Source organism: Hydrogenophaga sp., assembly GCF_050182545.1.
Classification (GTDB): Bacteria; Pseudomonadota; Gammaproteobacteria; order Burkholderiales; family Burkholderiaceae_C; genus Hydrogenophaga.
Map to the genome: position 1 here is coordinate 228,921 of NZ_JBFXCD010000005.1, position 13,157 is coordinate 242,077.

12 protein-coding genes are annotated in these 13,157 nt (G+C 68.1%); 6 read left to right on the forward strand and 6 right to left on the reverse strand.

Features of this window, described 5'->3' with window-relative positions:
* The first annotated feature begins 38 nt into the window (after positions 1–38).
* Entirely contained in the window at positions 39–332 is a 294-nt protein-coding gene (locus tag AB7P10_RS07965) for a putative signal transducing protein (RefSeq protein WP_428293301.1), read from the forward strand.
* A complete protein-coding gene (locus tag AB7P10_RS07970) occupies positions 329–1,975 on the forward strand; it encodes a GMC family oxidoreductase (RefSeq protein ID WP_428293302.1) in 1,647 nt (548 codons plus the stop codon). Before AB7P10_RS07965 ends, AB7P10_RS07970 begins: the two co-directional genes overlap by 4 nt.
* A 120-nt stretch (positions 1,976–2,095) precedes the next feature.
* On the opposite strand, the gene AB7P10_RS07975 is transcribed toward AB7P10_RS07970, so the two are convergent.
* Together AB7P10_RS07975 and AB7P10_RS07980 are read right to left on the reverse strand one after the other, a co-directional pair.
* Positions 2,096–2,545, reverse strand: a complete 450-nt coding sequence (locus AB7P10_RS07975) for a hypothetical protein (RefSeq protein ID WP_428293303.1) — start codon at positions 2,543–2,545, stop codon at positions 2,096–2,098.
* Positions 2,546–2,604: 59 nt separating this feature from the next.
* A complete protein-coding gene (locus AB7P10_RS07980; RefSeq protein WP_428293304.1) occupies positions 2,605–3,990 on the reverse strand; it encodes an ammonium transporter in 1,386 nt (461 codons plus the stop codon).
* 314 nt (positions 3,991–4,304) lie between these two features.
* Here AB7P10_RS07980 and AB7P10_RS07985 point away from each other — a divergent pair, with 314 nt between their 5' ends.
* Positions 4,305–5,066, forward strand: a complete 762-nt coding sequence (locus AB7P10_RS07985) for a TSUP family transporter (protein WP_428293305.1) — start codon at positions 4,305–4,307, stop codon at positions 5,064–5,066.
* Position 5,067: 1 nt separating this feature from the next.
* Here AB7P10_RS07985 and mrdA read toward each other — a convergent pair whose 3' ends face one another.
* The 4 genes from mrdA to AB7P10_RS08005 form a co-directional block, all read right to left on the reverse strand.
* A complete protein-coding gene (mrdA, locus tag AB7P10_RS07990; RefSeq protein WP_428293306.1) occupies positions 5,068–7,047 on the reverse strand; it encodes a penicillin-binding protein 2 in 1,980 nt (659 codons plus the stop codon).
* Positions 7,044–7,574, reverse strand: coding sequence for a rod shape-determining protein MreD (gene mreD, locus AB7P10_RS07995; protein ID WP_428293307.1), 531 nt, complete (start codon positions 7,572–7,574; stop codon positions 7,044–7,046). The genes mrdA and mreD overlap by 4 nt, the downstream gene beginning before the upstream one ends.
* Positions 7,571–8,518, reverse strand: coding sequence for a rod shape-determining protein MreC (mreC, locus tag AB7P10_RS08000; RefSeq protein ID WP_428293308.1), 948 nt, complete (start codon positions 8,516–8,518; stop codon positions 7,571–7,573). Before mreC ends, mreD begins: the two co-directional genes overlap by 4 nt.
* 62 nt (positions 8,519–8,580) lie before the next feature.
* Positions 8,581–9,624, reverse strand: a complete 1,044-nt coding sequence (locus AB7P10_RS08005) for a rod shape-determining protein (protein WP_428293309.1) — start codon at positions 9,622–9,624, stop codon at positions 8,581–8,583.
* A gap of 271 nt (positions 9,625–9,895) precedes the next feature.
* Here AB7P10_RS08005 and gatC point away from each other — a divergent pair, with 271 nt between their 5' ends.
* Genes gatC through gatB form a run of 3 tightly spaced genes read left to right on the forward strand, consistent with a single transcriptional unit; the run spans position 9,896 to position 13,150 of the window.
* Positions 9,896–10,195, forward strand: coding sequence for an Asp-tRNA(Asn)/Glu-tRNA(Gln) amidotransferase subunit GatC (gene gatC, locus AB7P10_RS08010; RefSeq protein WP_428293310.1), 300 nt, complete (start codon positions 9,896–9,898; stop codon positions 10,193–10,195).
* The gene (gatA, locus tag AB7P10_RS08015; RefSeq protein WP_428293311.1) at positions 10,192–11,682 is read left to right on the forward strand and encodes an Asp-tRNA(Asn)/Glu-tRNA(Gln) amidotransferase subunit GatA; all 1,491 of its coding nucleotides are present in this window, start codon (positions 10,192–10,194) and stop codon (positions 11,680–11,682) included. The genes gatC and gatA overlap by 4 nt, the downstream gene beginning before the upstream one ends.
* A gap of 16 nt (positions 11,683–11,698) precedes the next feature.
* Positions 11,699–13,150: an Asp-tRNA(Asn)/Glu-tRNA(Gln) amidotransferase subunit GatB gene (gene gatB, locus AB7P10_RS08020; protein WP_428293312.1), complete on the forward strand. Its 1,452-nt coding sequence runs from the start codon at positions 11,699–11,701 to the stop codon at positions 13,148–13,150.
* Positions 13,151–13,157 lie beyond the last annotated feature (7 nt).

A 13,157-nucleotide genomic window follows, 5' to 3' on the forward strand; every position in this document is an offset into this window, starting at 1 on the left:
CTCTGGGATGAGTCACTTCACGCCGAGGACATTGGCGCATGACCGACGGCAATTCGGACTACGACCCTGAATTGGGGGACTGGAGAACGCTTGTGACGTTCTTCAGCCCCACCGAGGCCTTCCTGCTGCGCGGTTGCCTGCAGGCCGGTGGTGTGCCGGCCGCGGTGGCCGATGCGCACCTGGTGCAGACGCACACGCTGCTCGCGGGCGCGATCCCTGTGCGTGTGCTGGTGCCCGAGAGCCGATTCGCCGAAGCCGAGGCGGTGGTGTCTGCTTTCCAGCGCGGAGATTTCAGCCTCGAAGACACAGACGAACAAGACGACGAGACATGAACGACACCACCACTTTTGATTTCATCGTCATCGGCGCCGGCACTGCGGGCTGCCTGCTCGCCAACCGCCTGAGCGCCGACCCCGCGAAGCGCGTGCTGCTCGTCGAAGCCGGCCGCAAGGACGATTACCACTGGATCCACATTCCCGTGGGTTACCTCTATTGCATCGGCAACCCGCGCACCGACTGGCTCTACCAGACCGAGCCCGACCCCGGCCTCAATGGCCGGCGGCTGCGCTACCCGCGCGGCAAGACGCTGGGCGGCTGCTCCAGCATCAACGGCATGATCTACATGCGCGGCCAGGCGCGCGACTACGACCACTGGGCCGAGCTCACGGGCGACGATGCCTGGCGCTGGGACAACGCGCTGCCCGACTTCAAGGCGCACGAGGACCACCACCGGCTCGACGCCGCGCAGGACCCGGCGTTCGCGCAACTGCATGGCCACGGGGGTGAGTGGCGCATCGAGAAGCAGCGGCTGCGCTGGGACATCCTCGACGCTTTCGCGCAGGCCGCGCAGCAGGCCGGCGTGCCGGCCACGGCCGACTTCAACACCGGCGACAACGAGGGCGTGGGTTACTTCGAGGTGAACCAGAAGGCCGGCTGGCGCTGGAACGCGTCCAAGGCCTTCCTGCGGCCGGTGCAGCAGCGGCGCAACCTCACGGTGTGGACGCAGACCACCACCGACCAGCTGGTGCTGGAGCGCGATGCGAACGGCGCGCTGCGCTGCACCGGCGCCGAACTGCGGCGCAACGGCCAGCGCGTGCGGGTGCGCGCCGCGCAGGAGGTGGTGCTGAGCGCTGGCAGCATCGGCTCGCCCGCGCTCCTGCAGCGCTCGGGCATCGGCCCCGCGGGCCTGCTGCGGCAACATGGCATCGACGTGCGGCACGAGCTGCCTGGCGTTGGCGAGAACCTGCAGGACCACCTGCAGATCCGCGCGGTGTTCAAGGTGCAGGGCGCCACCACGCTCAACGTGCTGGCCAGCTCGCTCTGGGGCAAGGGCAGGATCGGGCTGGAATACGCGTTGCGCCGCAGCGGCCCCATGAGCATGGCGCCCAGCCAGCTCGGCGCCTTCACCCGCAGCGACGCGAGCCAGCCGCACCCCAACCTCGAGTACCACGTGCAGCCGCTCAGCCTGGACGCGTTCGGCGAACCGCTGCACAGCTTCCCGGCCTTCACCGCCAGCGTGTGCAACCTCAACCCCGGCAGCCGTGGCCATGTGCGCATCACCTCGGCGAACGCCGACGACGCACCCGCGATCGCGCCGAACTACCTCAGCACGCCCGAAGACCGCCAGGTGGCCGCCGACAGCCTGCGCGTGACGCGGCGCATCGTCGCGCAACCGGCGCTGGCGAAGTACCGCCCCGAGGAGTTCAAGCCCGGCGCGCAATACCAGAGCGACGAGGAGCTCGCGCGACTGGCCGGCGACATCGCCAGCACCATCTTCCACCCGGTGGGCACCACGAAGATGGGGCGCGCCGACGACCCCATGGCGGTGGTGGACAGCCAGTTGCGTGTGCGCGGCGTGGCCGGCCTGCGCGTGGTGGACGCGGGCGTGATGCCCACCATCACCAGTGGCAACACCAACAGCCCCACGCTGATGATTGCGGAGAAGGCGGCGCGCTGGATAAGTGCTGGGGAGTGACTCCCCCTCCGCCGCTGACGCGGCTTCCCCCCTTCCAGGGGGGACGACGCCTGGGGCCGGCGGAGCCGGACCCTCGGTGTCCCTGGTTCAGGCTGTCTCGGGCGATGGCGCGTGAGGACGCTACCGGATGCCGCCCACGTAGCGCGCGTCCGGTTCTTCGCCGTCCTTGCGCGGCGCGCCGAAGGCCGAGAGCAATGCCGATTCGATGAAGCCGCTGTTGTGGCCGGGCACCGAGTTGGCAAACCCGCCCGCGCGCGGCGTGGGGGCCTGGCGCGCCGCCTGGGGGCTGACCTGCCCAGCGCGCAGCGTGTCTGCCGCTGCCTGCAGCATGGGCTTGCGCGCCGCCGGGGCGGCGCCAATGTGCGCGATGGCCGCTTCCAGCTTGTCCGCCCAGGGCAGCAGTTCGGCGTGTCCGTCTTCCCCCGCCTTCTCGCGTGCGTGCCGCACGATCTCTCGCGCGTAGTCGGCGTTGGTCGCCATCCACTCGGTGTCGGTCACGCGCCCGGTCTTGCGCCGCAGCAGCACGTGCAGGTGGGCAGCGATCGCGAAGACGTCACTGGCTGGGTTCATCGCAACTCCTCAGATGCGGAACGCGCGCAAGGGGGACGGCGCGAATGGCGCGCGGGGCCTCAACTCAGGCTTTCGTTGTGCAGGGCGACATCGAGACCGACGCGCTCCTCGCCCTCGCGCACGCGCAAGGTGGCAAAGCGCGACGTGATCCACAACACCACGGCCGTCATCACCAGGCTGTAGCCCAGGACCGCCGCGCAGGCGATCAGCTGCGCGAGCATGCTGGACTGCACGCCAGAGATCGCCGGGTCGGCCAGCGCACCTGTGAGCAGTGCGCCCACGATGCCGCCCACGCCGTGCACGCCGAACACGTCGAGCGAGTCATCGGCGCGCAGCCGGCGCTTGAGCGCGGTGGCGCCCCAGTAGCAGGCCACGCCGGCGACCAGGCCGATGAGCAGCGCACCACGCGGCGTGACGAACCCGGCCGCTGGCGTGATGGCCACCAGGCCCGCGACCACGCCCGAGCACAGTCCCAGCAGCGAGGCGCGCTTGCGCGCCAGCCACTCCGCACCCATCCACGACAGCGCGCCCGCCGCCGCCGCAATGTGCGTGACCAGCAGCGCCAGGCCCGCGCGTCCGTCGGCGGTCAGTGCCGAACCGGCATTGAAGCCGAACCAGCCCACCCACAGCAGGCCGGTGCCCGCCATGGTCATGCCGAGGTTGAAGGGCACGAAGGGTTCGTGGCCATAGCCCGAGCGCGGGCCCAGCGCGTAGGCGCAGACCAGGGCGGCCGCGCCGGCGTTGATGTGCACCACCGCACCGCCGGCAAAGTCCAGCGCACCGAGTTGCGCCAGCCAGCCGCCCGGCTCCCACACCCAGTGCGCGACCGGCGCGTACACCAGCAACAGCCACAGGCCGGCAAACAGCAGCAGCGCGCCGAAGTGCATGCGCTCGACCAGCGCGCCCACCACCAGTGCGCAGGTGATGATGGCAAAGGTGAGCTGGAACATCGCGAACACCGACTCGGGCAGGTGTGGCGCGATGTGACTCGCGGCCACCTGGCCGCTGCTGCCCAGGTACTCCATGCCGGCGAAGCCCAGGCGCTGCAGGCTCCCGATGAAGCCATTGCCGGGCGTGAAGGCCAGCGTGTAGCCCAGCGCGAACCAGAGCACGCTGACCACGGCGGCGATGCCGACCACGCTGGCCATGGTGTTGATCACGTTGAGGCGGCGCACCATGCCGCCATAAAAGAGCGCGATGCCGGGCAGCGTCATCAGCAGGACCAGGGCGGTGCTGACCATGAGCCAGGCGGTGTCCGCGCCCTGGATCGTGCTGGCCGCCACCAGACCCGGGGCGGTGAGGGCGGGCACCGCCGCGGGCGTCGCGTCCTGCGCGAAACCGGTCAGCGGCGCCAGTAGCGTAGAGATGAGCGCAATTGAATGAAGAAGTGGTGTTTTGCTGGATGAGGGGAGGAGATTGCTGGGCGTATGGCTGTTGTGGTGCATGTTGTGACCTGTTTCCAACGACGCACCGCCCACCGCATATCCTGTGCCAAGGGTTGACCCGGACAAGGGAAAGCCCCGATGCACATCGGTGGTGCGAGCCGCTACAGTGCTTGCACTCGCCAACAGCGCACAGCGCTGGTGACCGCGGGGGACCGAGGAGACAACCCAGTCCAAGCAGAACACACGTTTCAGCGTCCTCCAGAGATGCCGGATTGTTCAAACCGACCCGAAAGGGTCGGTTTTTTTTCGTCGGTGCCGTGCGTTGCGTCACGCCCGCACCAGGGCACCGCCGGCACGCGGTGACAATCCCCCGCATGGAATTGCTGCTTGTCTCGCTGGCTTCGCTGTTTGCCGGCTTTGTGGATTCGATCGTGGGTGGCGGGGGCCTCATTCTGGTGCCTGCACTGTTTGCCATGTTTCCCGCCACCCACCCGGCCACGCTGTTTGGTGTGAACAAGGGCGCCTCGGTCTGGGGCACGGCGGCCGCCACGCTGCAGTACGCGCGCCGCGTGCAGATGCCCTGGCATGCGCTGTTGCCCGCCGCGGCCGTGGGTTTTGCTGGTTCAATGGCGGGGGCCTGGACGGTCACCGTGATCTCGCCCGACTTCCTGCGCCGCGCCCTGCCGCTGGTGCTGCTGCTGGTGCTGGGCTACACCCTGGCGCGCAAGGAACTGGGCCGTCACCACGCACCGCGCTTCGAAGGCCGTCGCGAAGCGCTCGCGGCCTGCGTGCTCGGCGCCACCATCGGCTTTTACGACGGCTTCTTCGGCCCGGGCACTGGCAGCTTCTTCGTGTTCCTGTTCGTGCGCTGGCTGGGCTACGACTTTCTGCACGCCAGCGCCAGCGCCAAGCTGCTCAACACCGCCTCCAACCTGGCCGCGCTGCTGCTGTTCGCCTGGAAGGGCCATGTGTGGTGGCATTTCGTGCTGGCCATGGCCGTGGCCAACGTGCTGGGCAGCGTGCTGGGCACACGGCTGGCCCTCAAGCACGGCAGTGGCTTCGTGCGCGGGGTGTTCATCGTGGTCGTCTTCGCGCTGATCCTGAAGACGACCTACGACGCGTGGATCAGGGCTTGACTCAGGGCGCAGTGGCCGGTGTGGGCGTTGGCGCCTCGGGGGGCCAGGGCATCTCGCTGGCCCGGAGCGGCGTGCCGATGGGTGCGCTGGCCTGGCCCACGCGCACGGCGGCCAGGTCCTGCGGATTGGGGTACTGGTCCATCAGCAGGTAGTCGAACACGCGGCGCGCGATCGGGGCCGCATGGGCCGCACCGAAGCCGGCGTTTTCCACCACCAGGGCCAGCGCCACGCGCGGCTGGTCCACCGGTGCGAACGCGATGTAGAGCGAGTGGTCGCGCTGGTGTTCCTCCAGTTTGCGCGCGTCATAGCGGTCCTTCTGGCCGATGGTGACGGCCTGGGCCGTGCCGGTCTTGCCGCCGCTGGCGTAGCCCGCACCCGCAAACACCCGCGTGGACGTGCCTTCGGTGGTCACCGCCTGCATCGCTTCGAGGATGGTGCGCACATTCTGGGGCTTGAACCCCAGGTCCAGCGGCGGGGGGCCCGGCAGCGGCACGCGTTCGCGTGTGAGGACGTTCTCGGTGGCCTTGGTGAGGTGCGGTGTGTATTGCACGCCGCCATTGGCCAGCGTGGCCATGGCTTGCGCGAGTTGCAGCATGGTGAAGCTGTTGTAACCCTGGCCGATGCCGAGCGAGATGGTTTCGCCAGGGTACCAGCGCTGCTGCTCCGGGCGCTTGTACGCGTTGCGCTTCCAGGCCTGACTGGGCAGCACACCGCGCACTTCGCCCTTGAGGTCGATGCCGGTGATCTGGCCAAAGCCCAGCGGCTTCATGAAATCGTGCATGGCGTCCACGCCCAGCTCGTTGGCCAGCGAGTAGTAGTAGACATTGCTGGATTTGACGATGCTGCGCTTCATGTCCACCGCGCCCAGACCACCCTCGTCGTGGCTGCGGAAGCGGTGACCGCCGAACATCCAGTAGCCCGGGTCGTTGATGGCGGTGCTGGCGCTGCGCGTGCCCGTTTCCAGCGCGGCCAGGGCCATGAACGGCTTGTAGGTGGAACCGGGCGGGTAGGTGCCGCGCAGCGCCCGGTTCAGCAGCGGCTTGTCCACCGACTCGTTGAGCGCGCGCCAGTTCTCCACGTCGATGCCGTCGACGAACAGGTTGGGGTCGAAGGTGGGCTTGCTCACAAAGGCGAGCACCTCGCCCGAGCGCGGGTCGATCGCCACCAGCGCGCCTCGCCGCTCGCCATACATGTCTTCGATCAGCTTCTGCAGCTGGATGTCGATCGACAGCACCACCGTATTGCCAGGCGTCGCCGGCGTGTTGGCCAGCGAACGCACGGCCCGCCCGCCGGCCGAGGTCTCCACCCGGTCGAAGCCCGTGATGCCATGCAGCTCGCGCTCGTAGCTCTGTTCAGCGCCCAGCTTGCCGATGTACTCGGTGCCGCGGTAGTTCGCCTGCTCCTCCTCGGGCCAGTCGGCGATCGCGTCGGTCTCGCGCTGGTTGATGCGCCCGATGTAGCCGATGACATGGCTGGCGGTTTCTCCGTTGGGGTACTGGCGCAGCAGCCGCGCCCGCACTTCAACGCCCGGAAAGCGGTAGCGCTGCACGGTGAAGCGCGCCACCTCCTCGTCGCTCAGGCGGGTGCGCAGGGGCAGGGAGTCGAAGCGATGCGATTCTTCGAGCAGTTTGCGAAAGCGCCGCTGGTCGCGCAGCGTGACGTCGACCAGCTTGCCCAGTTCGGCAATGGTGGCGTCCAGGTCCTCCACGCGCGATGGTGTGATCTCCAGCGTGTAGGCCGAGTAGTTGGTGGCCAGCACACGCCCCTTGCGGTCCAGGATCTGCCCCCGGTTGGGCACCACCGGCAACACGGCGGTGCGGTTGCTCTCTGCCTGGGCCAGCAGGTCGTCGTGGCGCATCACCTGCAGGTAGACCATGCGCGCGGCGATCAGCCCGAACGCGAACACCACCGCCAGGCCGATCAGCAACACCCGGGTGCGAAACTGCGCCAGGTCGGCCTCGACGTTGCGGATCTCGGTCATAGCGGCCGGTTGTCGTCGGGGTTGGGCGCGCGGCGCTGCGGTGCCAGCAGCAGCACGGACACCACCGGCCAGAGCGCGGCCTCGATCACCGGCGCCAGCAGGTAGGGCACGCCCGGGAAGCTGCCGCCCGCGGCCAGCCGCACCAGCAGTTCGAGCAGGTGCGCCGCCAGGAACAGGGGCAGCACCTGCACCGCCTGGTTGGGCACGCCGAACCAGAGCAGGCGCCGGTGCATCGAGATGCCGAGAAAGCCCAGGGCGGTATAGGCCAGTGCGTGCTGGCCAAGCAAGGCGCCCTGGTGCACATCCATCGCCAGGCCGAAGGCAAAGGCCACGCCCACGCCGATGCGCAAGGGCTGGTGCACGCTCCAGAACACCAGCACGACCGCCAGCAGGTCGGGCACCCAGGCGGCGCGGCCGAACAGGCCCATGTTCAGCAGCATGTTGAACGTCAGCGCACCGATCAGGCTGAACCAGATGAAAGCGGGGTTGGCAGGCAGCAGCAGTTGCTGGCCAGGTCGCATGATCATGGCGCGTTGCTCCGTCCGGGCGCGGCGGTGCCTACCAGCGGGCGGGCCGCGGTCTGCGGCTGTGCCGCCGATGGCGAGGGCGGTGGCTCGACCGTCGACGGGCGCAGCACCAGCACGTGCAATGTGCCGTTGATGCGCGCCAGAGGCTCGCACCGGATGCGGGCGAATGACGATTCGGCCTGGCGCGTGACCGACGTGACGCGGGCCACCGGCAGGCCGGCGGGGTACACACCATCCACGCCGCTGGTGGTGAGCAGGTCACCTTCCGCGATGTCGGCGCTGGCCAGCGTGTAGCGCAGATCCAGGCCATCTCCCGTGGTTGAAGGTTGCCCGTAGGCCACGCTGCGCACCCCGGTGCGCGTGTTGAGCACGGGGATGGCCTGGTCGCGGTCGATCAGCAGGGTCACCTCCGACACCAGCGGGTAGACGCGCGTGATTTGCCCCAGCACCCCGCTCTCGTCGATCACGGGCGAACCCGCTTCGATGCCGTGGGTCTGGCCGCGGTCGATCACGACCTTGCGCGAATACGGGTCGGCCGCGTCGTACAGCACCTGGGCACCGGTGGCGCTGTTGCCGGTGCGCTCGCGCATCGCCAGCAGTTCGCGCAGGCGCTGGTTTTCCAGGGTGATCTGTTCAAGCTGCAGGCTGCGCTCGGCCTGTTCGGCCAGCCGCTTGAGGGCCTCGGCCTCGCCGGCCTGCGCGGCGTGCAGCGAGGTGAAGTAGCCGCCCGCCGCGGAGACCGCCTGCACCGGTTGCAGCACCAGCCATTGCACGGGGTACAGCACGGCGGCTACCGTGGCGCGGATCGGTACCGTGACCCGGAAGCGCAGGTCGGCCACCATGAGAAACAGGGCCATCGCGCTGAACACCACCAGCTTGGACAGGGCCGACGGACCCTGCTTGAAGAACGGGGGCGGTGTGCGGTCCAGGGTGCCCAGTGGCATGGCGCTCGTTCGGGTCTGGTCGGTGGGTGGCTGGCGCGGCGGGGTGGCCCGCGCGCGGGGGATTACTCGCTGGTGAAGATGGTGCCCAGGCGCTCCATGCGCTCCAGGGCCATGCCGCAGCCGCGCACCACGCAAGTGAGCGGCTCTTCGGCCACCAGCACGGGCAGGCCTGTTTCTTCGGCCAGCAGGCGGTCGAGGTCGCGCAGCAGCGCGCCGCCGCCGGTGAGCATCATGCCGCGCTCGGCGATGTCGGCACCCAGTTCGGGTGGCGTGTGCTCCAGCGCCATCTTCACGGCGGTGACGATGTTGTTCAGCGGATCGGTCAGGGCTTCCAGGATCTCGTTGCTGGAGATGGTGAAGCTGCGCGGCACGCCCTCTGAGAGGTTGCGGCCCTTGACCTCCATCTCCTTGACTTCGCTGCCGGGAAAGGCCGAGCCGATTTCCTTCTTGATCGCTTCGGCGGTGGGCTCGCCGATCAGCATGCCGTAGTTGCGGCGGATGTAAGCAATGATGGCGTCGTCGAAGCGGTCGCCACCCACGCGCACGCTGCCCTTGTAGACCATGCCGCCCAGGCTGATGACGCCCACTTCGGTGGTGCCGCCACCGATGTCGACCACCATGGAGCCCGAGGCGTCCGACACCGGCAGGCCCGCGCCGATGGCCGCGGCCATGGGTTCTTCGATCAGGTAGACCTCGGACGCGCCCGCGCCCAGGGCTGATTCGCGGATGGCGCGGCGCTCGACCTGGGTGGAGCCGCAGGGCACGCAGATGATGATGCGCGGGCTCGGCTTGAACATCGAGCGCGGGTGCACCATCTTGATGAACTGCTTGAGCATCTGCTCGGTGACGGTGAAGTCGGCGATCACGCCGTCCTTCATGGGGCGGATGGCCTCGATGTTGCCCGGCACCTTGCCCAGCATGGCCTTGGCTTCGTGGCCCACCGCCTGGATGATCTTCTTGCCCTGCGGGCCGCCTTCGTGGCGGATCGAGACCACGGAGGGCTCGTCAAGCACGATGCCCTTGTTGCGCACATAGATGAGGGTGTTGGCGGTGCCGAGGTCGATCGCCAGGTCGGTCGAAAACTGCCGACGGAAAGCTTCAAACATGGTGCGTGGATCCTGTGGGGCACGGGCGCGGCTGCGCGCGCTCGTCGCCGGGTATGGGGCCGGGTGGCTGGCCGGGCATCGGTTCTAAGTGGTTGATTCCAAGGCGAAAACCGCGACAGCACGGGGCCATGCCGTCAAACCTTGGATAATACCGTATCCCCTGTGCACAACTGCACGCAATTGGGGCGCATTTTGGCCGCTTACAAGCCGTTTCAGGCGCGAACGCCGCGACTGGCGCGGCCCGTCCCATTCACCCGGAACCGTTTCTCTCATGTCCCTGACCCTGTCCGACATCGGGCGCATCGCGAACCTGGCGCGCCTGGAGCTTTCGCCCGCCCACAGCGAGACGATGCTGGCCCAGCTCAATGGCTTCTTCGACATCGTCGAGCAGATGAACGCGGTGGACACCACCGGCGTCGAGCCGCTGGCGCACCCCACGGCGGTGATCGATCATGTCGCGTTGCGGCTGCGCCCGGACGTGGCCAGCGAGCCCAACGACCGCGAGGCCAACCAGAAGAGCGCCCCTGCCGTCGAGCGCGGTTTGTTCCTCGTGCCCAGGGTGATCGAATGAGGGCACTTCATGAACTGGGCGTGAGCGAACTTGCGGCCGCCATTGCCGACAGGAAGACCAGCAGCGTCGAGGCCGCGCAACATTTGCTGGCCCGCGCGAAGGCGCACGCTGCGCTGGGCGCGTACCTGGCATTCAACGAAGACGCCACGCTGGCGCAGGCCCGCGCGGCCGATGCCCGCGTGGCCGCAGGCGAGCGCACGCCCCTGCTGGGTGTGCCGATCGCGCACAAGGACATCTTCGTCACCAGGGACTTCCCCAGCACCGCCGGCTCGAAGATGCTCGAGGCCTACCAGAGTCCGTTTGACGCCACCGTCGTGCAGCGCCTGGCAGCGCTAGGTGCCGTGACGCTGGGCAAGCTCAACTGCGACGAGTTCGCCATGGGCGGCAGCAACGAGAACTCGGCTTACGCGGTGGCCCACAACCCCTGGGATGCTTCCCGCGTGCCGGGGGGCTCGTCCGGCGGCACGGCCGTGGCCGTGGCCGCGCGCCTGCTGCCCGCCGCCACCGGCACCGACACCGGCGGATCAATCCGCCAGCCCGCGAGCTTCTGCGGCGTCACTGGCATCAAGCCCACCTATGGCCGGTGCTCGCGCTACGGCATGGTGGCCTTCGCGTCCAGTCTCGATCAAGCCGGTCCGATGGCGCGCAGCGCCGCCGACTGCGCGCTGCTGCTCAGCGCCATGGCAGGCCCGGACATCGACCGCGACTCCACCAGCCTGGACCACCCGGCCGAGGACTACACCGCCCTGCTCGAAACACCCCGCGAAGGCGCGACCGCCGCGCAACCGCTCAAGGGTCTGCGCATCGGCTTGCCCCGCGAGTTCTTTGGTGAAGGCTGCGCGCCGGACGTGATCGCCGCGGTGCGCGCGGCGCTGGCGGAATACGAAAAGCTGGGCGCCACGCTGGTGGATGTGTCGCTGCCGCGCACCGAGCTGGCCATTCCGGTCTACTACATCATCGCACCCGCCGAGGCCAGCTCCAACCTGAGCCGCTTCGACGGCGTGAAGTTTGGCCACCGCGCCGCGCAGTACGGCGACCTGATCGACATGTACAAGAAGTCGCGCAGCGAAGGCTTTGGCCCCGAGGTGCAGCGCCGCATCATGATCGGCACCTATGTGCTGAGCCACGGCTACTACGACGCCTATTACCTCAAGGCGCAGCAGATCCGCCGCCTGATTGCACAGGATTTCCAGCAGGCTTTCACCCAGTGTGACCTGATCGCCGGCCCGGTGGCACCCACCGTGGCCTGGAAGATCGGCGAGAAGAGCAACGACCCGGTGGCCAACTATCTGGCGGACATCTACACATTGCCCGGCTCGCTGGCCGGCCTGCCCGGCATGAGCGTGCCCGCCGGCTTCGGGGCGGGTGGTTTGCCCGTGGGCCTGCAACTGCTGGGCAACCACTTCCAGGAGGGCGCGCTGCTGCAGGTGGCGCATGCGTTCCAGCAAGCGACAGACTGGCACACGAAGTCGCCAGAGGGCTGCTGAGATGAACCAGAAAACCATGAAAGAAGCATCTCTGCTGGTCCAGGGCTACGAAGTCGTGATCGGCTTCGAAACCCATGCCCAGCTCGCCACGCAATCCAAGATCTTCAGCCGCGCACCCACCGCCTTCGGTGCCGAGCCCAACACCCAGGCCTGCGCGGTCGACCTGGCCCTGCCCGGCACGCTGCCGGTGATGAACCGCGAAGCGGTGGCGCACGCCATACGGCTTGGCCTGGCGCTGGGCTCGCACATTGCCGAACAGAGCGTGTTCGCGCGCAAGAACTACTTCTACCCCGACCTGCCCAAGGGCTATCAGATCAGCCAGTTCGAGATCCCGGTGGTGCAGGGTGGCGAGGTGAGCTTTTTCCTCGGCGACGAGAAGAAGACCGTGCGCCTGGTGCGCGCGCACCTGGAGGAGGACGCCGGCAAGTCGCTGCATGAAGAATTCCATGGCATGAGCGGCATCGACCTCAACCGCGCCGGCACGCCGCTGCTGGAGATCGTGACCGAGCCCGACATGCGTTCCAGCGCCGAAGCCGTGGCTTACGCGAAGGAGCTGCACAAGATCGTCACCTGGATCGGCATCTGCGACGGCAACATGCAGGAAGGCTCGTTCCGCTGCGACGCCAACGTCTCGGTGCGCAAGCCGGGCCAGCCGCTGGGCACGCGCCGCGAGATCAAGAACTTGAACTCGTTCAAGTTCATGCAGCAGGCGATCGACTACGAAATCCGATGGCAAATCGAGCAAATCGAAGACGGTTTCGAGATCCAGCAGGCCACGGTGCTGTTCGACCCCGACACCGGCGAGACACGCGCCATGCGCACCAAGGAAGACGCGGCCGACTACCGTTATTTCCCCGACCCGGACCTGCCACCGCTGGTGATCGAGCGCGGGTGGGTGGAGCAGGTCAAGGCCTCCATGCCCGAGCTGCCGCGCGCCATGGCCGAGCGCTTCGTGCAGCAGTACGGCCTGCCCGAATACGACGCCACCACGCTCACGCAGAGCCCGGCGATGGCGGCCTGTTTCGAGACCGCTGCCCAGGCCAGCGGCCAACCCAAGATGGTCAGCAACTGGCTGATGGGCGAGGTGTCGCGCCGGCTCAACGCGGCCGAGATGGATATCGGGCAGTCGCCCGTGAGCGCGGCTCAACTGGCTGCGCTGGTTGGTCGTATTGCCGATGGCACGGTGTCGAACAACGCAGCCAGGCAGGTGTTCGATGCACTGTGGACCGGTGAGGGCAGCGAGGTGGATGCCATCATCGAAGCCAAAGGCCTCAAACAGGTCAGCGACAGCGGTGCCATCGAGAAGATCATCGACGAGGTGATGGCCGCCAACGCCGAGATGGTGGCGCAATTCCGCGCCGGCAAGGAGAAAGCCTTCAACGCCCTGGTCGGTCAGGCCATGAAGGCGAGCAAGGGCAAGGCCAACCCGCAACAGGTCAACGACCTGCTGCGCCAGAAACTCGGTTGATCAGAAG